Source organism: Nocardia sp. NBC_01499 (assembly GCF_045040275.1).
Lineage (GTDB): Bacteria > Actinomycetota > Actinomycetes > Mycobacteriales > Mycobacteriaceae > Nocardia.
Genome location: NZ_CP109426.1, coordinates 2913139 through 2936938, shown reverse-complemented (window position 1 = coordinate 2936938; position 23800 = coordinate 2913139). Strand labels below are relative to the sequence as shown.

At 67.4% G+C, this 23800-nt stretch carries 24 protein-coding genes and 1 pseudogene; 18 read left to right on the top strand and 7 right to left on the bottom strand.

From position 1 onward, the window contains the following. Positions 1-45: 45 nt before the first annotated feature. From OG203_RS13545 to OG203_RS13530, 4 genes are all read left to right on the top strand, one after another. Positions 46-627 (top strand): dihydrofolate reductase family protein, encoded by a 582-nt coding sequence (locus tag OG203_RS13545; RefSeq protein ID WP_405165995.1) that lies wholly within the window; start codon positions 46-48, stop codon positions 625-627. 5 nt (positions 628-632) lie between these two features. Beyond that, entirely contained in the window at positions 633-1694 is a 1062-nt protein-coding gene (locus tag OG203_RS13540; protein WP_405165994.1) for a PHP domain-containing protein, read from the top strand. A 105-nt stretch (positions 1695-1799) separates the two neighbouring features. After that, positions 1800-3326, top strand: coding sequence for a PstS family phosphate ABC transporter substrate-binding protein (locus OG203_RS13535; protein ID WP_405165993.1), 1527 nt, complete (start codon positions 1800-1802; stop codon positions 3324-3326). A 79-nt stretch (positions 3327-3405) separates the two neighbouring features. Beyond that, positions 3406-3837, top strand: a complete 432-nt coding sequence (locus tag OG203_RS13530; RefSeq protein ID WP_405165992.1) for a carboxymuconolactone decarboxylase family protein — start codon at positions 3406-3408, stop codon at positions 3835-3837. 74 nt (positions 3838-3911) lie between these two features. Here the strand turns inward: OG203_RS13530 and OG203_RS13525 are convergent, their stop codons facing one another. Then, entirely contained in the window at positions 3912-4208 is a 297-nt protein-coding gene (locus tag OG203_RS13525; protein ID WP_405165991.1) for a hypothetical protein, read from the bottom strand. A gap of 80 nt (positions 4209-4288) precedes the next feature. On the opposite strand from OG203_RS13525, the gene OG203_RS13520 reads away from it, so the two are divergent. From OG203_RS13520 to OG203_RS13505, 4 genes are all read left to right on the top strand, one after another. Continuing rightward, entirely contained in the window at positions 4289-5377 is a 1089-nt protein-coding gene (locus OG203_RS13520; RefSeq protein WP_405165990.1) for a winged helix DNA-binding domain-containing protein, read from the top strand. A gap of 432 nt (positions 5378-5809) precedes the next feature. Continuing rightward, positions 5810-6988 carry a glycosyltransferase family 4 protein gene (locus tag OG203_RS13515; protein WP_405167868.1) on the top strand — a complete coding sequence of 393 codons (1179 nt, stop codon included), beginning with the start codon at positions 5810-5812 and terminating at the stop codon, positions 6986-6988. Continuing rightward, positions 6985-9120 (top strand): glycogen debranching N-terminal domain-containing protein, encoded by a 2136-nt coding sequence (locus OG203_RS13510; RefSeq protein WP_405165989.1) that lies wholly within the window; start codon positions 6985-6987, stop codon positions 9118-9120. The genes OG203_RS13515 and OG203_RS13510 overlap by 4 nt, the downstream gene beginning before the upstream one ends. 104 nt (positions 9121-9224) lie before the next feature. Further along, positions 9225-9413 (top strand): hypothetical protein, encoded by a 189-nt coding sequence (locus OG203_RS13505; protein WP_405165988.1) that lies wholly within the window; start codon positions 9225-9227, stop codon positions 9411-9413. 68 nt (positions 9414-9481) lie between these two features. Here OG203_RS13505 and OG203_RS13500 read toward each other — a convergent pair whose 3' ends face one another. After that, positions 9482-9712 (bottom strand): hypothetical protein, encoded by a 231-nt coding sequence (locus OG203_RS13500; RefSeq protein WP_405165987.1) that lies wholly within the window; start codon positions 9710-9712, stop codon positions 9482-9484. A 370-nt stretch (positions 9713-10082) separates the two neighbouring features. On the opposite strand from OG203_RS13500, the gene OG203_RS13495 reads away from it, so the two are divergent. After that, positions 10083-11150, top strand: coding sequence for an NAD-dependent epimerase/dehydratase family protein (locus tag OG203_RS13495; protein WP_405165986.1), 1068 nt, complete (start codon positions 10083-10085; stop codon positions 11148-11150). 9 nt (positions 11151-11159) lie between these two features. Here the strand turns inward: OG203_RS13495 and OG203_RS13490 are convergent, their stop codons facing one another. From OG203_RS13490 to OG203_RS13480, 3 genes are read right to left on the bottom strand one after another with little or no spacing between them, the layout of a single operon-like run. Beyond that, entirely contained in the window at positions 11160-12185 is a 1026-nt protein-coding gene (locus OG203_RS13490) for a sensor histidine kinase (RefSeq protein WP_405165985.1), read from the bottom strand. After that, complete coding sequence (locus OG203_RS13485) at positions 12178-12882, bottom strand: response regulator transcription factor (RefSeq protein ID WP_405165984.1); 705 nt, start codon at positions 12880-12882, stop codon at positions 12178-12180. The genes OG203_RS13490 and OG203_RS13485 overlap by 8 nt, the downstream gene beginning before the upstream one ends. A gap of 4 nt (positions 12883-12886) precedes the next feature. Then, complete coding sequence (locus OG203_RS13480; protein WP_405165983.1) at positions 12887-14230, bottom strand: hypothetical protein; 1344 nt, start codon at positions 14228-14230, stop codon at positions 12887-12889. 124 nt (positions 14231-14354) lie between these two features. On the opposite strand from OG203_RS13480, the gene OG203_RS13475 reads away from it, so the two are divergent. The 9 genes and pseudogenes from OG203_RS13475 to OG203_RS13435 all read left to right on the top strand — a co-directional run bounded on the left by OG203_RS13475 (position 14355) and on the right by OG203_RS13435 (position 20626). After that, complete coding sequence (locus OG203_RS13475) at positions 14355-15026, top strand: glycosyltransferase family 2 protein (RefSeq protein ID WP_405165982.1); 672 nt, start codon at positions 14355-14357, stop codon at positions 15024-15026. Next, complete coding sequence (locus OG203_RS13470) at positions 15023-15703, top strand: DUF2064 domain-containing protein (protein WP_405165981.1); 681 nt, start codon at positions 15023-15025, stop codon at positions 15701-15703. Before OG203_RS13475 ends, OG203_RS13470 begins: the two co-directional genes overlap by 4 nt. A 53-nt stretch (positions 15704-15756) precedes the next feature. Continuing rightward, positions 15757-16368: a methyltransferase domain-containing protein gene (locus OG203_RS13465; RefSeq protein ID WP_405165980.1), complete on the top strand. Its 612-nt coding sequence runs from the start codon at positions 15757-15759 to the stop codon at positions 16366-16368. A 214-nt stretch (positions 16369-16582) separates the two neighbouring features. Beyond that, a pseudogene (locus OG203_RS13460) lies at positions 16583-17128 on the top strand (molybdopterin-binding protein); the annotation flags it as partial. Positions 17129-17272: 144 nt separating this feature from the next. Then, positions 17273-18427: a molybdopterin-dependent oxidoreductase gene (locus OG203_RS13455; protein ID WP_405167867.1), complete on the top strand. Its 1155-nt coding sequence runs from the start codon at positions 17273-17275 to the stop codon at positions 18425-18427. Beyond that, entirely contained in the window at positions 18424-18864 is a 441-nt protein-coding gene (locus OG203_RS13450) for a hypothetical protein (RefSeq protein WP_405165979.1), read from the top strand. The genes OG203_RS13455 and OG203_RS13450 overlap by 4 nt, the downstream gene beginning before the upstream one ends. A gap of 230 nt (positions 18865-19094) precedes the next feature. Further along, complete coding sequence (locus OG203_RS13445) at positions 19095-19544, top strand: hypothetical protein (protein ID WP_405165978.1); 450 nt, start codon at positions 19095-19097, stop codon at positions 19542-19544. 67 nt (positions 19545-19611) lie between these two features. Then, complete coding sequence (locus OG203_RS13440) at positions 19612-20184, top strand: hypothetical protein (protein ID WP_405165977.1); 573 nt, start codon at positions 19612-19614, stop codon at positions 20182-20184. Between the two features lie 37 nt (positions 20185-20221). Continuing rightward, the gene (locus OG203_RS13435) at positions 20222-20626 is read left to right on the top strand and encodes a VOC family protein (RefSeq protein WP_405165976.1); all 405 of its coding nucleotides are present in this window, start codon (positions 20222-20224) and stop codon (positions 20624-20626) included. Between the two features lie 112 nt (positions 20627-20738). Here OG203_RS13435 and OG203_RS13430 read toward each other — a convergent pair whose 3' ends face one another. Both OG203_RS13430 and kdpB read right to left on the bottom strand, forming a co-directional pair. Further along, the gene (locus OG203_RS13430; RefSeq protein WP_405165975.1) at positions 20739-21629 is read right to left on the bottom strand and encodes a potassium-transporting ATPase subunit C; all 891 of its coding nucleotides are present in this window, start codon (positions 21627-21629) and stop codon (positions 20739-20741) included. 1 nt (position 21630) lies between these two features. Next, on the bottom strand, positions 21631-23799 hold the full coding sequence (gene kdpB, locus OG203_RS13425; protein ID WP_405165974.1) for a potassium-transporting ATPase subunit KdpB: 2169 nt from the start codon (positions 23797-23799) through the stop codon (positions 21631-21633). Position 23800 lies beyond the last annotated feature (1 nt).

Sequence of the window (23800 nt, the reverse complement as noted above, 5' to 3'; positions counted from 1 at the left end):
TTGTAGGCGGTTCGGGAAGTCGGTCCGGCCGTGGAGGAAGGACACATGCGCAAGCTCACGTACTACGTAGCGTCGACCATCGACGGATACATCGCCACCGAGGACGGATCGGTCGATTTCTTCCCGGTCGGCGGCGACCACGGGCCTGCGATCACCGCGCAATACCCCGAAACACTGCCTACCAAGGTGCGCGAGTCGATCGGTATCGACAAGCGCAACCGCTACTTCGACACGGTGCTGATGGGGCGCAAGACGCATGACTTCGGCGTGCGCACCGGCACATCGAGCCCGTACGCGCATCTGAAGCAGTACGTGGTGTCGACGACGCTGCCGGAAAACCCCGACCCCGATGTCGAGCTGATCGCGGCCGACCCGCTGGCGAAGGTGCGAGAACTCAAGCGCGCCAACGGTCTCGGGATCTGGCTGTGCGGCGGCGGCGAGCTGGCGCAGGAGTTGCTTCCCGAGATCGACCAGATCTTCCTCAAGCTGTACCCGGTGCTGCTCGGCCGTGGGAAGTCGCTGTTCGGGGCCGGTCCCCGGCTGCCAGACGCGGCCAAGTTCCGGGTGATCACCAGCCGCGTTTTCGAGGACGGAGTGGCCTTCATGAAATACAGCAGGATGCGATAACCGCTGTGGCGGAAGATGACTCGATAGCCGCGGACCCGACGACAGCGCCGGGTCCGGTGGCGGTGCTTCGCGAGATCGGCTTCTGGCTGGAGCGCTCGCGAGCCGAGACGTATCGGGTCAAGGCCTACCGCCGTGCCGCCGACATCGTCGCGGAGCTGTCGGACGACGACCGCGCGGCGCACCAGAGCGCGCGCAGCTGGCGCGATATCGCCGGGATCGGGCCGAAGACCGCCGCCGTCATCGAAGAGTCGTATTCCGGTGTGCTGCCGCAGGTGTTGCTCGATCTGCGCAAAGCGGCGAAGCCGATCGGCGCACCCGGTAAACCGCTGCGCGCTCAGCTGCGCGGCGACCTGCACACCCATTCGGACTGGTCCGACGGCGGTAGCCCGATCGCGGAGATGATGGGTGTCGCGGCCGCCCTCGGGCACGAATACTGCGCGCTGACCGATCATTCGCCGCGCCTGACCGTCGCCAACGGGCTGTCCGCCGACCGGCTGCGCAAGCAACTCGACGTGGTCGCCGAGCTCAACGACCGCCTGGCGCCATTCCGTATCCTCACCGGCATCGAGGTCGACATCCTCGACGACGGCACCCTCGACCAGCAGGCCGATCTGCTCGCCGAACTCGACATCGTGGTGGCGAGCGTGCACTCACACCTGCGCGCGGACAGTGCGACGATGACCAAACGCATGGTCTACGCGGTGGCCAACCCCCATGTCGACGTGCTCGGCCACTGCACGGGACGGCTCGTCGAAGGCGGGCGCGGCACCCGCCCCGAGTCGAGCTTCGACGCCGAGATGGTCTTCGAGGCGTGCCGCACCTACGGCACCGCCGTCGAGATCAACAGCAGGCCGGAACGCCGCGATCCGCCGTCGCGGCTGATCCAGCTCGCGGTCGAGATGGACTGCCACTTCTCCATCGACACCGACGCGCACGCCCCCGGCCAATTGGATTGGCAGGGTTACGGTTGCGAACGCGCCCTCGCGAATGGTGTTGCGGCCGAACGGGTCATCAATACCTGGCCGCTGGCCGATCTGCTGGCGTGGACGGAGTCGCCCGGCGTGTGATGGCCGTCGGGTTAACTGTTGCCTAATAGTTCTGCCGTTGTGGGGATGTGCGTCGATCGCGGCTGAAAATGGTTGTCGGACAGATCTTGTGGGGTGGGTTGATCGTTGGGCGACTTTCCAGTCGAAATCGTGCTGGCGGTGATCGGTATCGTGGTGCCGATCGGCGCGTTCCTGTGGGAGTTCGTGTTTGTCGGGCGCAAGCGGCTCGGCTATCGCGTACAGATGGATACGCCCGTCACCGGTGAGGTCGAATCGGTGTTCCCCGGCGTGCTTCCGCAGCTGCGTCCGTCGCTGGACGGTGCGAGTCCGGATCTGAAGGATCTCTCGGTTGTCCTGGTGCGCATCGAGAACAGCGGCGCAACCACCATCGACACGCACGACTACAAGGCGCCCGATCCGGCGCGGATCGGGCTGCACCTGCGGTTCCCGCAGCGCCTGGTCATCGGCATGGCGGTGACCGAACTCAGCGATCCCGGCCTGGCGGACAGCCTCGATGGCGACTCGGGGATCGCGGTGCGCGAGGACATGGCCGGGCATATCGGCGTCATCGATCTGCCCAAGGTGCCGTTGAATCGTGGTGAGCACTACAAGATCCTGGCCATCCTGCAGCGCTCCGAGGGCGCGGGGGAGTACCCCGTTCCGGTGTTGACCGGCGGCATCAAGGGCGGGCGTGTCCTCGAAACCCGAAGCCAGACCGGCATTCCCCGAATGATGCTGGGGCTGACCATCTTTCTGGTGCTGGTGATCGCCATCCAGCTCGTCGTCGCCGCGGTCGAGCCGTCGCCGACCCCACTGGAATGCGCCTCGGGCAAGCTCACCGTGATCGGATCGTCGGCCTTCGCGCCGGTCATTCAGGAGGCCGCCGGTCAGTACGAGAAGCGGTGCACCGGAGCGGAATTCGTGTTCGGCTTCGAGAGCACCGAGCGCGGGCTCGACCGGCTGGCTGAAGAGGGTAAGGACAACCCTGGCCTGCTCGCCATCAGCGACGGCCCGAAGGGCAGCGGATATCCCGCGCTGGTGCAGCGCCCGCTCGCACTGTCGCTGTTCAGCATGATCGTCAATAAGGATGTCGGCGTGCGAAGCCTCACCCAAACCCAGATCCAGGACCTCTATCAGGGCCGGGTCGGCAATTGGCGCGACGTCGGCGGCCCCGATCTCCCGGTGGTGCTGGTGAATCGGATTCCGGGCTCCGGCACTCGAAATACCTTCGAGCGCAGGCTACTCGGTGCCGGACAGCCCGACCGGCCGCACGTGAGTTGCACCGCGATCAAGGGCACGGTGCTGTCCGACGCGGCGCACTGTGATGTCCAGGTGACCACCGACATGCAGAAGGCGGTCGGCGAAATCCCCGGCGCCATCGGCTATTCCGAGTCCTCCGAGGCGATCGATGCCGGACTGCCGACCGTCGCGATCAACGGGGTCGCCGCTGGCCGTGACGCCGCCATCAGTCGCACGTACCCGTTCTGGGGCGTCGAGTACGCCTACAGCTACGGCGAGCTGCCCGGTGACTCACTGGCCGCGGCCTTCCTGCACTACCTGGTCGATCAGACCGGCAAGGACGTGCTGCGCGCCCACGGCAACGCGCCGTGCGGTGAACTGCCCGATCCGGCCAGGTGCCTGCCCGATTCGTGAGCGGGCGTCACACTTCCGGCACCTGTCTCGTCCCTCTGGTGTAGGAGAACACCGACGAAAGGACGACAACGTGTCACGGATGAAGCTCGCGAAGGTTGCTCCGGAGTTGTACCAGGCGTGGTTCGCGGCCGAGGCGGCCATCCGCCGCGGCCCGCTGAACCCGGTCGTCCGCGAGCTGGTCAAGATTCGTGCCTCGCAGATCAACGGCTGCGTGTACTGCATCGACACGCACACCACCGATGCCAGGCTGGCCGGTGAAACCGAAAAGCGCATCTTTCAACTCGACGCCTGGCGTGAGTCGGCGCTCTACACCGACGCCGAACGCGCCGCGCTCGCCTACACCGAAGCGGTGACGAAGCTCGGCGACCATGGCGTCAGCGATGAGGTGTGGGCCGACGTCGAGCGGCATTTCGAGGAGGGTGCCGTGGCCGGATTGGTCGCGGTGACCGCGATGATCAATCTGTGGAACCGAATCGGCGTTCCGCTGCGCATGCAGCCCGACGTGGACTGACCCAACATGTCCGATGACCGAAGGCCACCATCATTCGGCTAGGCAGGATGAGGGGGCGCCTTCGGTCGCGGGCTTCAGTCCGTGGGCGGCAGCATCGGGCGGGTGAAGTAGTCCTCGACCGGTAGTGGGCCGGTGTAGCGGCGGCAGGGGCAGCGGACCCATTCCCATGTTGCGGGTGCGATGGACCGCCGCTCCTCCGCGTGGCACGCGCCGGCCTGCGGATCGTGGATCGCCAGGTCGTGGCCGCAGCCGCATTTCGCGACGCTCTGCAACGCCTTGCCGCCGACCGAGCCGCGGTGGCCGTACCGTCCGACAGCCCAGCCCGCGCCGAGGATGGCGGCGCCGACGGCCAGGGAAATGGGATCGAACATACGTCGATTGTACGTATACGTATGCGGGTTCGGCGCCGAAGGCCCCCGTTTTGTCGGTGGTATCGGCGAAGATGGCAGACATGACGGAACTATCGCTGCGAGAGCTGAACCGAACCCTGCTGGTGCGTCAGATGCTGGCGCGGCGGGCCGCGATGACACCGTTGGAACTGGTGCGGCATCTGGTCGCGGTGCAGGGGCAGGAACCCAACTGGCCCTACGTCGGGCTGTGGGCCCGGCTGACGGATTTCGCGCACGACGACCTGGCCGCCCTGCTGCGCGAGCGAAAGCTGGTGCGCTCCGCCATGATCCGCCGCACGGTGCACCTGGCCGACGTGCACGACTTCCGCTGGCTGCGCCCGACGGTGCGCCCGGTCGTGCACGCCGCATTGCAGGCGCCCTACTACCAGGACGAGATCGAGGGCATCGATCTCGACGAACTCGCCGCCGCGGGGCGGGAATCGTTGTCCGGGCGCATCCTGTCGCGCACCGATCTCGGAAACCTACTCGCCGAGCGCTTTCCGGACCGGCACCCGCGTCGGCTCGCCGAGTCGGTGGAGCTGCTGGTTCCCATCGTGCACAGCCCGGTGACCGGGGCGTGGGGCAAATGGCGCAACCGCTCGGTGACTGTCGCCCTTGCCGACGAATGGATCGGCGCGCCGATGGAGACGACGCCGCAGGCGCAGACGCTGATCCTGCGCTACCTTGCCGCGTTCGGGCCCGCCACGGTCGCCGACATGCAGGCGTGGGCCGGTGTCACCCGGCTGGCCGAGGTGGTCGACGAGATGCGCACCCGCCTACGCGTTTTCACCGACGACCAGCATCGGGTGCTGTTCGACCTGCCGGACGCCCCGCTGGCCGACCCCAATCTGCCGGTGCCGGTGCGCTTCCTGCCCGCCTTCGACAATGCGCTACTCGGCCACAAGGACCGCCGCCGGATCATCAGCGACGAGGATCGTCAGCGGATCGCCAAGGAGGCCTCGCAGGGCGTGCCGATGTACCTGGTCGACGGTTTCGTGCACGGCCGGTGGTCCTTGGACGACAGCACTATTCGGGTTACCCCGTGGCATCCGCTGTCCGTCACCGACGAGGGGGCGGTGCGTGCCGAGGCCGAGCGGCTGTTGGCCTTTGTCGTGCCCGGTCAAGACGGAAAGATCGTGATCGAAGGCTGAGCGGATGTCCAGACCCGTAGACACTTTGGATTGAAACTCGCAAAGGCCGCTCCCACCTGGCGATCTCGGCAATCGATCAGCAACGTAATCGACTGCATGGTTTGAGAAGGCTCCGGTGAGGTACATCACTGGCGGCCCCCCTGATCGTGCGGCAAGCGACCAGGCCAACCAAGCCTCAACGGACCGGCGGTGCAGCTGAGCTCCACCTCCGCCGCGGCGGCCACCAGCTCGGCGCCCTGCGCTTTCCGAGTGCTGGGTGTGTGCGCGAATTGCTAGCGGTTGTGCCCAAGCAAATGGTTGTGTCCCTGCACGGTTGTGCCCTTTGGAAGGAGGGTCCATGAGCGAGCCCCGGCGAGCGAATCGACAACACAGTGCGCCTTCGCGAGTGACGGAGCCGAGCGCCAGCGAGGTGGAGTCATGAGCGAGTTGCCCATGTCGGGTTCGGGTCAGGTTTCTACGTCGGATCTGCTGTCGATCGATCACAGCGGCTCCCGATTCCGGATCGCGATGGTTGTTCCGCCGTACTTCGATGTGCCGCCCAAGGCGTACGGAGGTGTCGAGGCCGTCGTCGCCGATCTGGTCGACTCGCTGGTGGCAAGAGGCCACGACGTGACCCTGCTCGGCGCGGGTGAGCCGGGTACCAAGGCGGCGAAGTTCATTCCGCTGTGGGACCACATCTGCCCCGAGCGTCTCGGCGAGCCCTTCCCCGAGGTCCTGCACGCGCTGCGGGCCCGGCGGGCGATCGAGAAGCTCGCCGCCGACGGCAGCATCGATCTCGTGCACGAGCACACCTTCGCCGGGCCGCTGAACGCGCCCGCGTATAGGGGGCTTGGCTTGCCGACCGTGGTGACGGTGCACGGTCCGGTCGAGGGCGAATGTTATGAGTACTACCGGGAAATGGGCGATGAGGTCTCGCTCGTCGCGATCAGCGACCGGCAGCAGGAGCTGGCTCCGGATTTGAATTGGGCTGGGCGCGTGCATAATGCTCTGCATCCCGAGGAGTGGCCGTTCCGAGCCGACAAGGACGACTACGCGCTGTTCCTCGGCCGCTTCAACGAGTGCAAGGCGCCGCACCTGGCGCTGGAGGCCGCGCACGCCGCGGGCATGCCACTCGTGCTCGCGGGCAAGTGCAGCGAGCCGCCCGAGATCAAATACTTCGAGGAGCAGGTACGCCCGTTGTTGACCGACCAGGATCATGTGTTCGGCCTCGCCGACGCCACCGACAAGCGAAAGCTGTTGGCGGGAGCGAAGTGTCTGCTCTTTCCGATCCGTTGGGAGGAACCCTTCGGCATGGTGATGATCGAGTCCATGGTGTGCGGCACCCCGGTGGTCGCGTTGCGCGGCGGCGCGGTGTCCGAGGTGATCGTCGACGGGGTGACCGGGCGCGTGTGTGACGACCCGGCCGAGCTCACCGCCGCCATCGCCGAGGTGCAGACCATGGACCCGGCGGCCTGCCGCGCGCATGTCGAGGCGAACTTCGGCGCCGACACGCTGGGTCGCGGATACGAGCAGGTCTACCGAAAGCTGATGCGGGCGCGCAAGCGGACCGGATTCCGTTGGTACAAGGATCAGGCCGTGCCCATGCAGGCCGCGGCGAGCGGACTCGCGTGACGGCGGATTCCACCGCGCTCAGCCCCGCCCCACTGAACTCCGGTGAGTCAACGGGTTTCGGTGGGGCGGGCTCGGTGACGCTGGTGGAGGGCGGCACCTTCTGCCTGTCGAACCGGCTCGGCGACGTCGAGCCGGGCCGCCCGCACGGACTCTTCTTCCGCGATGCGCGCGTCGTCTCGCGGTGGGAGCTGCTGGTGGACGGCCAACTGCCCGAACCGCTTTCGGTGCTCAGCCCGGAGGCGTTCGCGGCGCGGTTCGTGCTGCGAAGACCGCCGACGGCCGGGCTGGCCGACAGCACGCTGCTCGTGGTGCGCGAGCGCATCGTCGCCGACGGCATGCACGAGGTGCTCACGCTGGAGAACATGGGCCGCGAGCCGACGGCGGTCACCCTCGAATTGCATGTCGACGCCGATTTCGTCGACCTGTTCGCGGTCAAGGAGGGGCGCGCCGGGCACGGCCGCTCCGAGGTGACGGTGGCCGAGGGGGAGCTGCTGTTCCACGATCGGGCCGATCGGATGCGCGGCCTCTCGGTGTCGGCGACCGTCGAACCCACCGTATTGCCAGGCACTTTGATGTGGCGCGTCGTTGTGCCCGTCGGCGCGAGTTGGCAGACCGAGATCACCGCCCAGCCCACCCTTGGCAACCAGCGATTCCAGGCGCCGCTGGCCCCGGGCGAGCACTACGGGGTCAGCGCGCCAGGTCGCAAGATCGCCGCGTGGCGTCACACCGCCACCGATATCGCCGCATCGCATCCGGAACTGAGCCAGGTTTTGCGGCGTACCGAAAGTGACTTGGGCGCCTTGCAGATTCACGACGACACCGGCGAGAACAGACCGTTCGTCGCGGCGGGCGCGCCCTGGTTCATGACCTTGTTCGGCCGTGACAGCCTGCTGACCGCGTGGATGGCGCTGCCGCTCGAGGTCGATCTCGCCGTCGGCACGCTGCAGCAGCTTGCCGAACTGCAAGGGCAGACGGTGAATCCGCTGACCGAGGAGGAACCGGGGCGGATCATGCACGAGATGCGCCGAGGCCCGGCGGGCGGGCTGGTGCTCGGCGGCAACATCTATTACGGAACCGTCGACGCCACACCACTTTTCGTGATGCTGCTGGCCGAATGTCATCGCTGGGGCGCGGATTCGGAGGCGATCAGGCAGCTGTTGCCCGCCGCCGACGCGGCGCTCGACTGGATCAGCGACTACGGCGACCGTGACGGCGACGGGTTCGTCGAATACTGCCGGGCGACCGACCGCGGCCTGATCAACCAGGGTTGGAAGGACAGCTGGGACGGCGTCAACGACCTGCAAGGCCATGTCACCGAGGCGCCGATCGCGCTGTGCGAGGTGCAGGGTTATGTGCATGCCGCGCTGCTTGCCCGCGCCGAGCTCGCCGAGGCGTTCGACGACCCGCACCGGGCCGCGGAGCTGCGCGACCAGGCCGACGAGCTGCGCGGCAAGTTCGCCGAGGCGTTCTGGCTGCCGGAACAGGGCTGGTACGCGATCGCGCTCGACAAGGGCAAACGGCGCGTCGACGCACTGACAAGCAATGCGGCACACTGTCTTTGGTCCGGCATCGCCAGCGACGCGCACGCCGCCGAACTGGTGCAACGACTTTCGGGGCCGGAGATGGACAGCGGCTTCGGGTTGCGCACGCTCTCTTCGGAAATGGGCGCCTACAACCCGATGAGCTATCACTGTGGCTCGGTGTGGCCGCACGACACCGCCATCGCGGTGGCCGGTCTGCTCCGCTACCGTCATGTGCCGGGCGCGGTCGACCTGGCGACTCGGCTCTCGACCGGATTACTCGACGCCGCAGCGGCTTTCGACGGCAGACTACCCGAGCTGTACTGCGGCTTCCCGCGCGCGCGATTCCCGTCGCCGGTGCCGTATCCGACCTCCTGTTCACCGCAGGCGTGGGCGAGCGCGGCCCCGCTGCTGCTGGTGCGATCGTTCCTCGGCCTCGACCCCGACGTGCCGAACCGCACCATCACCGTTCGCCCGCTGGTGCCGCCGGAGTGGGGCCGAATCACGTTGTCCGCGTTGCGTCTCGGCCCGATCACCGTCGACCTGGAGGTGGAAGGCGCCCAGGTCACCGCCGCGCGCCTACCCGACGATTGGCAGTTGATCACGCGATGAATGTCAGATCTCGGTATGAATAGCCTGACAACGGGTACCCCGCCGGTGTAAGCATCTCGGGCAGGCTTTTCAGGCTGATAGACAACGCAGGCTGGAGGCGCACCATGCAGACATCGCTGGATATGCGGGACCTGTGGAGCACACAGCACCGCGACTGCACCATCGAGCCCATGGATCTGGACATGGACCTTGCCCAATTCGTCCGCAGCACGCACGCGGGCCACGGCCCCGAATGCTGCCAATACCTGGCAGCCTCGGCCTACTACTTCGGCCACGCCGAGGTCGCGTCTTGATATTCGAGGGTGCGGACGACGGTGCCCCGGCTCCGTGCGCGGAGCCGGGGCACCCTCGATTCAGGGGTCTACTGGGTGGCGGGTTTGGGGCCGCCGAGCCCGCCGGACAGGCTCGACAGGGTCTTGGCGAAGGTGCCCGAGGAGCCGGTCGCCGCGTCGTCGATCGGTTGCGCGCTGGGTGCCGTGCTCGTGGCAGGCTCCAGGGGCAGGCCGGATTCGGCGGTCGCGTGTGCGGCGCCGAACAGTGCGCCGAGCGCGATCGCGCCGATGATGGCGCTGTTCGCCACTATCCGCTTCATGAATATCCTTTCCTCCGTTAGTGATACGGCGTTATCGAGCCCGCAGTATCGACAGCAGGGTCAGGGGCGGTTGGCACCGACCCGGACAGGCTGAGGTTTGCCGTGCCGCCCACGCCGGGGGACACCGGCGATCTCGGCCGTGCAGGGTCCGTTTCGGTAAGCATTCGTTGCAGAGGCGGTTCCGGATGGCTGGCAATTCCGGGAGGGATCGGCGAGCGGTATCTATCGGCGATGAGGAATGACGAAAGTCTGACGCTGCGGCGTGGTCAGCCCCGAGTGGGGTGCGGACCAGGCACGATCGGCGTATGACGTCAGCAGCGGAAATGGTCGTGACCATCGCCCAGGCTGGGCCGCAGCCGGAAGCGCGCGGGTGAGCGGCATGCGAGTGCTGCTGACCGGCGCGGCCGGATTCATCGGGTCCCATATCCGCCGCGACCTGGTCGGCGCGGGACACGAGGTGACTTCGCTCGACCTGATGCTTGCCGCGGCGCACGGTCCGACCGCGTCCACCCCCGAGGGGGTCGCGCGGGTGGATGTCCGCGACGGCGCGGCGCTCGACGCGGTGCTGCACGGCATCGACGTCGTCTGTCATCAGGCGGCGGTGGTCGGCAACGGAGTGAGCGCGCAGGACGCACCCGCCTACGCGAGTCACAACGACTTCGGGACCGCGGTCCTGCTGGCGGCGATGGATCGTGCCGGATGCCATCGGCTGGTGCTCGCGTCCTCGATGGTGGTCTACGGCGAAGGTCGCTATCGCGGGGAACGCTGCGGCACAGTCGATGTGGGTACTCGTCGCGCCGAGGATCTCGACGCCGGGATGTTCGAATACCGCTGCCCGGACTCCGGCGAGATACTCACCTGGGATTCCGTGCACGAGGACGCGCCGTTGCGCCCGCGCAGTCTGTACGCGGCAAGCAAACTCGCGCAGGAGAATTACGCGGCGGCCTGGGCGTCGGTGACCGGTTCCAGCGTCACGGCGCTGCGCTACCACAATGTCTACGGCGACGATATGCCCAGGGACACACCGTATTCCGGGGTGGCGGCCATCTTCCGATCGGCGCTGGAGGCCGGTCAGGCACCGCAGGTGTATGAGGATGGCAGGCAGACAAGGGATTTCGTGCACGTCACCGATATAGCCGCGGCGAACGTCGCCGCCGTCGAACAGCCGCTGCCCGGCTTCGTCCCGCTCAACGTCTCCTCGGGTCGCCCGATCACCATCGGTGAGGTCGCGACCACGCTGGCCGCCGCGCGTGGCGGGCCTACGCCGGTGGTGACCGGGCGCTACCGGGCAGGCGATGTGCGCCATATCGTCGCCGACCCCGATCGGGCCAGGCGCGCGGTGGGTTTCGCCGCACAGGTGGATCCGATCGCCGGTCTCACCCAGTTCGCCTTCGCGCCACTGCGCGACAGTGCCGGCACGTTCGCCCCGACGTTCTGAAGCCGTCGCTCAGTTATCCGACAACGGCAGCCGAACCTCGAAACGGCAACCCTGATCCCGGTTTTCGACGGTGATGCCGCCGCGGTGCGCCTCGATCAGCCCGGCGGCGATCGCCAAACCCAGTCCGCTGCCGGTGGGTACGCCGTCGGCAGCGACCGGCGACCGCGCGGCGGTGCCCCGATAGGCGACCTCGAAGATCCGCGGCAGATCCGTCTCGGAGATCCCGGGCCCGGTGTCGTCGACCCGTGCCCACGCCTGCCCGTCGGACGCGCCAGCGGAGATGGCGACCTCGCCACCGGGCGGTGTGTGCGCGATCGCGTTGGACACCAGGTTGGTCAGCACCCGCCCGAGCGCCTGATCGCTGGCCGCCACCACGATTCGGGTGTCCGGTTGTTCCGCGCGCAACGCGACCTGCGCGCGCTCGGCGGTCGGGCGGTTGGCGGCGAGCACCTCGTCGATCAGTTCGCGCAGGTCCACCGGTTCCAGGTCGAGCCGAAGCGCGCCCGCGTTGATCTTCGACATCTCGAACAGGTCATCGACCATCCTGGCAAGCCGATTGGTTTCGCAGCCGATCTGCTCGGCGTAGCGGGCCACGTCGGCCTGCCCGGTGACCACACCGTCCGACAGTGCCTCGGCCATAGCGCGAATACCGGCCAGCGGGGTGCGCAGATCGTGGCTGACCCAGGCGACCAGCTCGCGCCGCGAACGCTCGGCGGCCCGCTCCTGCTCGCGGATCTGCTTTTCCCAGACCATCTTTCGCGCCTGCTCCCGCCCGAGCAGGATCGCGGCCGGCACGGTGACCACCGCGACGACGGCCAATACCACTGCGGTGCGCTGCAATTCGTGGGTGAACATCAGCCCGCTCACCCCGATGATGCCCGCCAGCGTCGCGAGCGTCGGAATGAGCACAAGCACAACCATGCTCGTGGTCAGCGAGCGATTGCTGGCGGCGCGCAGGATCACCGCGCCGATCAGCACCACCAGCGCGGAGCAGGCGAGCGCGTAGGCGATGAGCTGGGCGGTGTTCTCAGGCATCGGCTGCTCCATTCCCGTTCCCGGTGCGCGCCCATGCATAGCCGCGGCCCCATACGGTTTCGATCCGGTGGCGATCGCCGAGTTTCGCGCGTAATCGCTTGATGTGCACGGTGACCGTGGACAGGTCGCCGAAATCCCAGCCCCACACCTGGGCGAGCAGCTGTTCCCGGCTGAACACCTGCTGCGGATGCCGCAGCAGAAAGACCAGCAGATCGAATTCGCGTGGCGTGAGGTCCACCGGCGCGCCGTCGACCAGCGCGAGCCGGAACGCGGGCCGCACCTCGACCGCGCCGTCACGCAGCGACGGATGGGTGTTGTCGCGCACCACCTGCGCGCGCCGCAGCACCGACGCGACCCGCAGCGCGAGCTCACGCGGACTGAACGGCTTGGTGACGTAATCGTCGGCGCCCGCCTCCAGCCCGAGCACCCGGTCGTCCTCGTCGCCGAGCGCGGTGAGCAGGATGATCGGCGTCTGCGGGCGCGGCCCAGAGCGGATCGCGCGGCAGATCTCGATGCCGTCCGGCGCGGGCATCATCACGTCGAGCACGGCAAGCTCGATCTCGTCGTCGGTGTCCGCCAGTGCCGCCAAAGTTGCTGTGCCGTCTGCGGTTTCGCGGACGGTCAGGCCGTCGCGCTCGAGGTAGCGGCGGACCACGTCCCGGACAACGGGATCGTCGTCGGCGATCAGGATGGACATCGTTTCACCAATTCGTCAGGATCGTGTGGACCAGCACGAGAGTTCCGATGCTCTGCACCGCGAGCCAGCCTCGGGCGGTGGACCTTGGCAGGAACGCGGTCGCGGCGAGCAGCCACATATCGAACGGTAACCAGATGCGTTCAGTCTCCGCCTTACTCAGGCCGCTGATATCCGCGGCCAGGATCGCACACAGGGCGGCGGCAACCAGCAGCGCCGTCGGATCGAGGGCACGCAGCACTTTAGGCGACAACGCGCGGTGCAGCGCCGCCGCCGTCGCGAGGCCGACCGCGCAGACCGTCGCGGCTAGATTGCCCCACCACCAATACGCGTACGGCCGGTTCTTGGCGACGCCCTGGTAGTAGCGCTCTACCACCAGGTGATAGCCGTCGACCCACCAGAATCCGGACAGCGTGAAGGCCGCGACGACCACCAGCGCGCCGGCCACCGCGGGCAGCAGCGGTCGGAGGGTCCGCCGCGCGATCAGGACGGCCACCGCGGGCAGCGCCATCAACGTCAGTCCATAACTGAGGTAGATGCCGAGGCCGAACAAGATCCCCGCCGCGACCGCCGAGACGTGACTGCCCGCAGGGCGAGCGGCGAGCGCGAGCAATGCGACCGCCCACGCGGTGACACCGGCGAACATCGCGTCGGCGGAGACGGCGATCCACACCGCGGCGGGCGCCAGTGTCAGAAACGGCAGCGCGGCCCGCGCTCGATCCTCGGCGCCGAGCGCGCGCAGTGCGACCGCGACCGCGACCACCGCGCTGGTGCCGATCAGCATGCAGGCCAAGGCCGCCCAGGTGCTGCCGCCGAGACCGATGCGATCGAGCAGCACGAAGAACAGCAGTGCGCCCGGCGGATGCCCGGACACGTGGGTGGTCCACGAGTCCGGCTGGAAATCGAGGATGCGATCGGCGAAACCGTGCAGCATCGCGCCGATGTCGGTGACGCCGCCGACCTCGTGCAGGTATTCGTTGGGGTCGTTGAATCGGTTGGTGAAACCGCGACGCCAGCCGTCGACCATCGCCAGCGAGAACGTCCAGCCGGTCGCGGTGATCCACGACATCGCCAGCAGCCGCCGCCACGGCAACCGCTCGGCCAGCGCCGGGCCTTGCACGGCAACGAAAGCCGCGATGACGATCGCCGGACCGGTGCCCCAGCCGATATGCGGTATCCAGGAACCGAAGATCGGCGCGGAGGCCGCATAGAGTTTGCTAACCCATTGCGGATTGGCGATTCGCGGGACGATGAACGCTGTTGCTACCAGTGCGGCAGCGATGCCAGCACCGACTAGGTCGCCGCGGATGCGGACACGCGGCGGGGCTGCGACCTCGGAGACGTCATGCACGGTTATCACGATAGGTTGGCCATCGGCCCGTTATCGCTGTTCCGGACGCATATTCTGACGATGTCACTGTTTCGTCACAGGTTTTTCGGCCGTCCGGCGGGTTCGACGGCATAGCGTCGTTGCCGTGACTCGAACCCAGGTTGATCCGGCCGGAGTGACTGTGGTGATTCCGTGCCGAGACGAAGCTGACGCGTTGCCGGATGTCCTAGCAGCCATCCCCGCCGGGTATCACGCCCTGGTCGTGGACAATGGCTCGACCGACCAGACGGCGGCCGTCGCCCGCGCGCGTGGTGCCACGGTGGTGCGTGAGGACAGACCGGGCTATGGCGCCGCGGTCCAGGCGGGCATCGCCGCGGCGCGCACCGATGTGGTCGCGGTGCTCGACGGTGACGGATCGATGGACCCGGCCGAACTACCGGGGTTGGTCGAATTGGTCCGTGGCGGAGTCGATCTCGCGGTCGGGCGACGGCGGCCGACGAGCGCCGGTGTCTGGCCGTGGCACGCGCGGCTCGGCAATCTGCTCATCGCGCACCGGCTGCGCCGCAAATACGGTCTGCCCGTGCACGATATCGCCGCGATGCGGGTGGCGCGGCGGGCCGGGATGCTGTCGCTCGGTCCGTTGCATCTGCGTTCCGGGTATCCGCTCGAGCTGCTCGTCGGCGCCGCGGGTGCGGGCTGGCAGGTCGTCGAACGAGACATCGCCTACCGGCCGAGGGTCGGTGGTGTATCGAAGGTTTCCGGCTCCTGGCTCGGAACATTGCGCGCCACAAAGGATTTCCTGGCGGTGCTGCGATGAGTCCCTGTCCGGCAACCTTGCTCGTCATCGCCAAGGCGCCGATCGCCGGTTTCGCCAAGACTCGGCTGACGCCGCCGCTCACCCCGCGTGACGCCGCGCGGGTCGCGGCCGCGGCGCTGCTCGACACCCTCGACTCGGTGCTGCGCAGCGACGTCACGCATCGGGTGGTCGCCTTCACCGGGGACCTCGCCGCCGCCGAGTGCAGTGACGAATTGGCAAGGGAGCTGGCCAAATTCGAGGTGATGCCGCAGCGGGGCGCGAGCTTCGGCGCTCGCCTGGCCAACGCGCACGCCGACGCCGCCCGCTTCGGTGCACCGGTGCTGCAGATCGGCATGGACACCCCGCAGATCGGTCCGGAGGTATTGACCAGCGCGGCCGAGCAACTCGCCGCCGGTGACGCCTGCCTGCTCGGTCCAGCCGAGGACGGCGGCTGGTGGGCTCTCGGCCTTCCCACGCCGCAGCCAGCCCGGGTACTCGTCGACGTGCCCATGTCCACCGATCGCACCGGTGAATTGACCCGAAAGGCGTTGCGACAGTGCGGGTGTCGGGTACGTTCGCTGCCGAAGTTCAGCGATGTCGACACGTTCGCGGACGCGGTCCGAGTGGCGGCGGAGTCCGGTGGTCGCTTCGCCGAGACGTTCCACGAGTTACGCGACCGTGGTCTGGTGCTGCGGTGATCGGCGCGGACTTCGATATCTTCGACCGCGCGCTCGCCGGTGAAAGATGTTGGATGCGTGGGGCGGATGGCACCAGGCAGCGATTGCCGACCGGACGGTGGCTCGGGCTCGCCGGTGTCGGCGACCGTCGGGCCGACCACGCCCTCACCCACTGCTGCGACGGCCCGACGGTGGACCTCGGCTGCGGGCCAGGACGATTGGTCGCCGCCTTGATGCAGCGCGGCGTCCTCGCCCTCGGCGTAGACATCTCGCCGACAGCGGTCGCCATCACCAGATTTCGCGGAGCGCCCGCGCTACGCCGAGATCTGTTCGGCCCGTTGCCCGGAGCGGGCCGCTGGTCCTACGCACTCCTGGCCGACGGCAACATCGGGATCGGCGGCGACCCGCAGCGCATCCTGCGCCGCACCGCGGACCTGCTCGCCCCCGACGGCCTGGCGATCGTCGAATTCGGCCGTCCCGGTACCGGTTCGGTAACCCGCCAGATCCGCCTGGAGTCCCGATCACACATCGGATCCTGGTTCCCGTGGGCGTCGGTGGGCATCGATCACGCCGACCAACTAGCCCGCACCACCGGCTTCCGGATACTCAGCACCGCCGATGTAGGCGGTAGACACATCGCGTGGCTGCGCCGTCACCGCGCCACCGAGGCGGTGACCGTCCGATGAGCCGCGCAATGTATCTGCCGCAGCAATGGCGCCTGGTGTCCGGTGAGTGTGCGCGAAACCGTCGAGCGCAGTGGGACATCGGCGCACCGTTGGTTTCGGCTGCTCAGCACCGTCGACGTCGCCAGTGGGCATATCGTGTCGCCGCGCCGCCCTTGCGGCACCAGGACGGTGACGACTCGATGGGTCGCACTCCCTGCCGCCCGGCAGGTGTCCGATGAGCGTGCGCGAATCAGTCAAGCGCAGTGAGGCATTGGCCGCGCGATGGTTTCGCGTGTCCAGCGCCCGCGGCCCGGAGGTCGCCAGTCGGGTAGGCATCGCCCTCGGCACCGCCATCCTGATCTGCTTCGTTACCGGTCTGCTGAGCCACTGGATCCAACACCCGCCAACCTGGTTCTGGTGGCCCGCCCACCCGGTGTGGTTGTACCGGCTGACCCAAGGGCTACACGTCATTTCGGGCGTAGCCGCGATCCCACTGCTACTGGTGAAACTGTGGGCGGTATACCCAAGGCTGTTCCACCGCCCCCTGATCGGCTCGCCCCTACGCATGCTGGAACGAGGCTCGATCGCCCTGCTCGTCGGCGCGATTATCTTCGAGCTATCAACCGGCCTACTGAACATCGCCCAGTACTACCCATGGAAATTCTTCTTTCCCCCCACCCACTACGCCATGGCCTTCGTCGCCCTGGGCGCACTAGCGGTCCACCTAGCAGTCAAGCTGCCAGTGATCCGAGAAGCATTGAGTCGTCCGATCGACTCAGACGCGGACATTGCCTCAGCCTCGAACCTGGACGCGGCCCCGGGCTCGCCCCTCAGCCAGGGCCCTGCCGCGGCCCCGGACCCGCGCGTGGTCGCCACGTCGGCCCCAGACGTGGCATCCAACTCAGACGCGGCTGCAAACCCAGGCATGGCTGCCAGCTCGGACGTGCCGTTGGGCTCAGGCTCAGGAATGGTCCCCCGCCCGGGCATGGTCTCGGCGTCGGACCCGCACCCGGACTCGGCCTCGCACCTGGCCGCGACCTCGGGCTCGGCCTCGGCCTCGGCCTCGGGTGTGTCTTCGGCCCCAGCCCCGGACTCGGACGAAGTGTCGGGCGTGGTCTCGGCGTCGGACCCGCACCCGGACGCAGCCTCGCTCCTGGACGCGGACTCGGCTTCGGTCGCGGCTTCAGACCCGGGTGTGGTCTCGGCATCGGACCTGTCCCAGGACTCGACTTCGCCCCTGGCCGCGGCCTCGGGCTCGCATCAGGGTGTGGCTTCGGCCTCGGGTGTGGTCTCGGGCTCGGCGCCAACTGCGGCTCTGGACTCGGCGGCGGCCCCGGTTTCGGACCTCGGCGCGGCCTTGGACGTGGGCGTAGGTGCCGACCCGGTCGCGGCCGCTGACCTTGCCTCGCCCTCTGACTCGGACTCGGACTCGGGCCCGGATCGGGTCGAGGTTGTGCGTGCTGGAGTCGATTCCGTTGGGGCGCGCCATGTTTCGCGGCGGACCGTGTTGGCTGCGGCGTGGGTTTCTGCGGGGGTTGCGGGGTTGGCGGTTGCTGGGCAGACCGTTCCTTGGCTGCGTTGGGCTGCGGTGCTTGCGCCGCGTAGTGGGGAAGGGGCGCAAGGGGTTCCAGTTAATAGGTCGGCGCGGGCCGCGGGGGTTGTCGAGTTGGCGCGTGCTGCTGACTACCGGTTGACGGTGTTGGTCGGCGATCGGCAGCGTAGCTTCACCAGGGACGAATTGGTTGCCATGCCGCAGGTGCATGCTCGGCTGCCGATCGCTTGTGTCGAAGGGTGGAGCGCGTCGGCCGACTGGTCGGGTGTTCGCCTGCGTGATCTCCTGGCCGCCGTGGGTGCGTACCCCGGTGGCGACGTGCGATTCCGCTCGCTGGAGACGAGCGGAATCTACGCCAGTTCGGTTCTGCCGCAACGGCATGCGGTCGACTCCGACACGCTGGTGGCGTTGTCGTTGAACGGGCAGACTCTCGATGTCGACCACGGCTATCCGTGTCGTCTCATCGCACCGAGTCGTCCGGGCGTGCTGCAGACCAAATGGCTTTCGACGATCGAGGCACGGTCATGATCGCGATCCGAATCCTGCTGCTCCTGGCCGGGCTATGGCTCGGCTGGTACGGAATCACCTTGCTGCTCGACTTCCCTCGAGCCGATCTGTTCTCGGTCGCACTGTGGTTCGCGAGCGGAATCCTGTTGCACGACGCGGTATTCGCGCCGCTCTGCGCCGCCGTCGGCGTTACCGCGCGCCGATTCCTGCCCAACTCCTGGTGGGGGCCGACCGCGTGCGGCGCGGTCTGCACAGCTGCATTGCTCCTGATCGCCGCCCCCGTACTCGACCGCGGCCACGCCATGCCGGACAACCCCACCGTGCTCGACCGCGACTACCCACTCGGCCTCACCGTGGCCCTCATCCTGATCTGGACTCTGGTAGCCACCGCAACGGCGGCCAGGCTGGCAACCAACCGAAAACGGCCATCGCGGCGACCAACGACACCAACGAGCTGACCCTCCCCATCGAACGGGACATAGTGGCGGCAAAGTGCGAGTAGCCGCGCCCTCATGTCCCGTTCGCGGTGCCGTCCGGTTGTTGATGGCTGGGCTAGATTTGGCTGGGTGGGGACGTAGCTGAGGAGGGTGGTGGCGGTGAGTTCTGGTTTGGGAGTGCGAATCGCTCGGTTGCGGGCGCTGATCGATCATCCGGGTACTGGGGGCAGTGAACGTGCGGTGCGCAGCGGATGCTTGATCGGATTCTGCATAAGTCAGGTGGCAGTGCGGGAACAGTGCCGGTCGGCGACCGGTCGTACGGTGCGCGCCACGACCGGGCCGGGCGGCATGCCGACCTGCCGCGCATCGCGGAGATGATCCGTGCGGACATCGCGTTCGCTCGAACATTCTCGGTGTTCGGGTCACCCACCGAAGTTGCCTTGCGTAGCCCCATCCGCGATGCCCCAGAAGGGATTTCGTACTCCGTCGAGACACCGTCATTCGGCCGGATCGTCATCACCGTCGAGGGAGTTCCGCCGGGGTGGGGCCGGGCAACCGAGGACGAATCCGTCAGCCCGGAGCTACAAGCGCTGGCCGACGAACTGGCAGAGATCATGAACAGCTACAACCGAGACGGCTCAGATGTGGGCAAGAGGTTCTTCGGAAGCGTCCGCATCGGTGACGTAACCCTGGTCTGGTAGGCCCCCGGAGGCTTGACTGCGAAGAGGCCTCGCGCCAGGTCCCGAGGACGTCCCGGATGATATGGCCGTGGATCTGGATTCGATCAGTGCATGTGCCAAGGAACTCGCGGCGCGATTCGATGTGCGGCCGCCGCACATCGAGGCAGGCTTCGTGCCGAAGTGGCTGCCCGACGGCGTGCATCCGCTCCTGCGGAGACGACAGCCGGTCGTCGTGATCGGCACCGGCTTCGGCGACTCCCTCTCAGCGGCCGAGCAGGAAGGCGCGCTCGCGTCCGCCGTGGTCGGCTTGGAGCTCGCCTGGGCCGGGCGGCAGAAGTTCGCGCTCACGGTCGGTCTCGTCGGTGCCGTGGCGATTTTGTTCCTGATCGGCGTCACCGGCGGCCCGAACTGGCAGTCGATAGTGGCGGCCACAGTGGCGTACGCGGTCTGGTCGGTCGTGGCGACTGTGGTCCGGAGTCGGCGCATCGCATACGAGGTGGACCGCAGGGTCGCGGAGGTGATGGGCCGACCGTTCCTGGACCTGATGTTCGAACTCGACGCCCGCCAGCGATCGCAACGCCGGAGCCTCGCGGGCAAGATCGTCAATCTGCGGGTGCCAAGCGAAGCTCGACGGGCAAAACGACTGGACGCCAACTCTTAACGGCGCGGTCGCGGTGACGATCCGTAAGATCGTTTTCGTGGCTATCGCTCAATTGAGTCTGATCACTTTGAACTGTGCCGACAAGGAGGAGCTGGCGGTGTTCTGGGCCGCTTTGCTCGGAGGGGAGATCGTTTATCGCGCAGACGATTTGGCTGTGGTGCACACCGAACGCGGTTCGCTGTGCGCGGTGCTGGTACCGGACTATCAGCCGCCGACGTGGCCCGCGGGGGACACTCCGAACAACATCCATCTAGATCTCAAGGTAGACAATCTGGACGACGCGCAGGCGGAGGCCGTCCGGGTGGGGGCACGGGTCGCCGAGGTACAACCTGACCCGGATGCGTGGCGGGTGCTGCTCGACCCGGCAGGCCACCCGTTCTGCCTGGTCACTCGCGCCCCCTTGCTTCCCCTCGGCCCGCAGCCGAAGAAGCAAGACGACTGAGTTCAGCGCCAAAAGGGTGGCGGCGAAACGCATGTGCGCCCCGCCATGATGTGCCACTCGAATAGCAAGAGGGCCGGTGACGTGTTGTCACCGGCCCTCTTCGGGTTCTGGATCAGCCGCGGAACGGATACCGCTGGTCGAGGTCGAGGTTCAGCTCGACCACGTTGACGCGGGGTTCGCCGAGGAAACCGAGGGTGCGGCCGGTGGTGTGCGCATCCACCAGCTGACGGACCTGATCACCGGAGATGTTGCGGGCCTTAGCGATCCGCGCGATCTGGATGTCCGCGTACCTGGGGGAGATATGCGGGTCCAGCCCACTGCCACTGGCGGTGACCGCGTCGGTGGGGACCGGTGTATCGACGGGCGCGTCGCCGAAGATCGGAACGATTCGTCCGGCCGAGTAGTCCTCGCCCGGCTTGGCGCACTCGACCCGCACACCCTTGTAGGTGGCCAGGAACGGCGTCGCCGGCCACGCCTCGTTGACGCTCACCACCTGGGTGGGATGGGAAACCTCACCGTCGGTGTCGCGCGGTCCGATCACCGAGAGCACCGCGCCGACACCGTCTTTGGTGCAGAACGGGCGGGCGCCGTCGACCCCTTCACGGTCGCCGATCGCCTTGCTGCGCGCGCACACGGTGGACAGCAGGCTCAGCTTCACGTTCGCCGGGTCGGCGTCGAGGGTGTCCACGATGCTCTCGGGGCCGAGATTGCTTGCCGCGGTGGCCATCGGGTCGTAGCCGCTGCTGCCCGCCGAGGACGGACGGCTCTGGAAGTACTGCACCAGCGCCTTGCCGTCGGGGTCGGTGAAGGACTGCCCGAGCAGGCTGGAGCCGACGACCTTGTCATCGACCTTGATCAGCGACCCGTCCGCCTTGTCGTGCAGGCCCGGTATCTGCGCGATCGCGAAAACCGCGAGGGGATAGACGATTCCGGTGATCACGGTGAGCACGAGCAGCGCGCGCAACGCGGCCAGATGCTGCCGGATCCAAGTTGAAAACTGCATGTCAGGACATCCCAGGGAGGAGTTGGACAACGAGGTCGATGATCTTGATCCCGATGAACGGTGCGATGATGCCGCCGAGGCCGTAGATCAACAGGTTGCGGCTCAACAACTTCGACGCATTGCTCGGCGTGTAGTTCACGCCGCGCAGCGACAGCGGGATCAGCGCGACGATGATGATCGCGTTGAAGATGACCGCGGACAGGATCGCCGACTGCGGGCTGTGCAGCCGCATGATGTTCAGCGCGTCGAGCCCGGGGAACAGCGCGATGAACAGCGCGGGCAGGATCGCGAAGTACTTGGCGATGTCATTGGCGATCGAGAACGTGGTCAGCGCACCGCGAGTGATGAGCAGCTGCTTGCCGATCTCGACGATTTCGATGAGCTTGGTCGGATCCGAGTCCAGATCGACCATGTTGCCGGCCTCTTTGGCCGCCGAGGTGCCGGTGTTCATGGCCACGCCCACGTCGGCCTGGGCCAGCGCCGGTGCGTCGTTGGTGCCGTCACCGGTCATCGCGACCAGTCGGCCACCGTCCTGCTCCTTCTTGATCAGCGCCAGCTTGTCCTCCGGCGTGGCTTCGGCGAGGAAGTCGTCCACGCCTGCTTCGTCGGCGATCGCCTTGGCGGTCAACGGATTATCGCCGGTGATCATGACGGTGCGGATGCCCATCCTGCGCATCTCGTCGAAGCGCTCCCGCATGCCTTGCTTGACAACGTCTTTCAAGTGAATGACGCCGAGCAGGCGCGCGGTGCCGTCCCTGACCTCGCCGACGACCAGCGGCGTGCCACCGGAGGCGGAGACGCCGTCGACGGTCACGCCGACCTCGCTCGGCACGTTACCGCCTTGCGCGCGAACCCATTCGATGACCGCGCTGGCCGCACCCTTGCGCAGCTGGTGCCCGCCGGTCAGGTCGACACCCGACATCCGGGTTTGCGCGGTGAATTCCACCCAGGTAGCGCCCTTCAGCTCGCCGGGCGTGCGCTCGCGCTTGTTGAACTCCTGCTTGGCGTACACGACGATGGAGCGACCCTCTGGGGTCTCGTCGGCGAGGCTGGACAGCTGGGCCGCATCGGCCAGCTCGTCGGCCGAAATACCAGGCATCGGAACGAAATCCGAGGCCTGCCGGTTGCCGAGGGTGATGGTGCCGGTCTTGTCCAGCAGCAGCGTGTTCACGTCGCCCGCGGCCTCGACCGCGCGCCCGGACATAGCGAGCACGTTGCGCTGTACGAGGCGGTCCATGCCCGCGATACCGATGGCCGAGAGCAGCGCGCCGATGGTGGTCGGGATAAGGCAGACCAGCAGCGAGACCATGACGATCCCGGTGATCCCGTTGACGTCCAGCGCCGAAGTGTCCGCCACGCCAGGGTTGTTCGCCTTGGAGAAGATCGCCAACGGCTGCAGGGTGACCACGGCAAACACGAAGATGATCGTGAGCGAGGCGAGCAGGATGTTGAGCGCGATCTCGTTGGGCGTCTTCTGCCTGCTCGCGCCTTCTACGAGGGCGATCATCTTGTCGATGAAGCTCTTGCCCGGTTCCTGGGTGATCTTGACGACGATCCGGTCCGACAGCACGGTGGTGCCGCCGGTTACCGCGGAACGGTCACCGCCGGATTCCCGGATCACCGGCGCGGATTCACCGGTGATCGCCGATTCATCCACCGACGCAATGCCTTCCACGACGTCACCGTCACCGGGGACGACCTGTCCGGCCTCGACCACGACGTGGTCCCCGCGCTGCAGTTCCGGTGCGGCGATGCCCTCCTCGACGACCTGACCGCCAGGCGTCCAGTCCACCAAACGCCGTGCGACGGTGTCGGTCTTGGCCTTGCGCAGCGTGTCGGCCTGCGCCTTGCCTCGTCCCTCGGCGACGGCTTCGGCGAGGTTGGCGAAGATCACGGTGAGCCACAGCCACACCACGATCGCCCAGGCGAAGAAGGTGGGATCACTGATCGCGAGCACGGTCGACCAGACGGCGCCGAGTTCGACGATGAACATCACCGGGTTGCGCCACATGGTGCGCGGATCCAGCTTGCGTACCGCGTCGGGCAGCGAGGTCAGCAGCATCTTGGGATCGAGCGCGCCACGCGGGACGCGACCCGACTTCTGCTCCAGCTGCTTCTTCGACTCGTTGAACTCGTCCGGAACAGTGATTTCGGTAGTGGGACTGGTCATT

Coding starts and splice junctions, on each gene's coding strand:
- OG203_RS13545 (WP_405165995.1), top strand. CDS start 46: ATGCGCAAGCTCACGTACTACGTAGCGTCGACCATCGACGGATACATC.
- OG203_RS13485 (WP_405165984.1), bottom strand. CDS start 12,882: ATGTCCATCCTGATCGCCGACGACGATCCCGTTGTCCGGGACGTGGTC.
- OG203_RS13450 (WP_405165979.1), top strand. CDS start 18,424: ATGATCGCGATCCGAATCCTGCTGCTCCTGGCCGGGCTATGGCTCGGC.
- OG203_RS13520 (WP_405165990.1), top strand. CDS start 4,289: ATGACGGAACTATCGCTGCGAGAGCTGAACCGAACCCTGCTGGTGCGT.
- OG203_RS13525 (WP_405165991.1), bottom strand. CDS start 4,208: ATGTTCGATCCCATTTCCCTGGCCGTCGGCGCCGCCATCCTCGGCGCG.
- OG203_RS13455 (WP_405167867.1), top strand. CDS start 17,273: ATGGCTGCCAGCTCGGACGTGCCGTTGGGCTCAGGCTCAGGAATGGTC.
- OG203_RS13430 (WP_405165975.1), bottom strand. CDS start 21,629: ATGCAGTTTTCAACTTGGATCCGGCAGCATCTGGCCGCGTTGCGCGCG.
- OG203_RS13530 (WP_405165992.1), top strand. CDS start 3,406: ATGAAGCTCGCGAAGGTTGCTCCGGAGTTGTACCAGGCGTGGTTCGCG.
- OG203_RS13515 (WP_405167868.1), top strand. CDS start 5,810: ATGTCGGGTTCGGGTCAGGTTTCTACGTCGGATCTGCTGTCGATCGAT.
- kdpB (WP_405165974.1), bottom strand. CDS start 23,799: ATGACCAGTCCCACTACCGAAATCACTGTTCCGGACGAGTTCAACGAG.
- OG203_RS13445 (WP_405165978.1), top strand. CDS start 19,095: ATGCTTGATCGGATTCTGCATAAGTCAGGTGGCAGTGCGGGAACAGTG.
- OG203_RS13465 (WP_405165980.1), top strand. CDS start 15,757: ATGCGTGGGGCGGATGGCACCAGGCAGCGATTGCCGACCGGACGGTGG.
- OG203_RS13500 (WP_405165987.1), bottom strand. CDS start 9,712: ATGAAGCGGATAGTGGCGAACAGCGCCATCATCGGCGCGATCGCGCTC.
- OG203_RS13490 (WP_405165985.1), bottom strand. CDS start 12,185: ATGCCTGAGAACACCGCCCAGCTCATCGCCTACGCGCTCGCCTGCTCC.
- OG203_RS13470 (WP_405165981.1), top strand. CDS start 15,023: ATGAGTCCCTGTCCGGCAACCTTGCTCGTCATCGCCAAGGCGCCGATC.
- OG203_RS13505 (WP_405165988.1), top strand. CDS start 9,225: ATGCAGACATCGCTGGATATGCGGGACCTGTGGAGCACACAGCACCGC.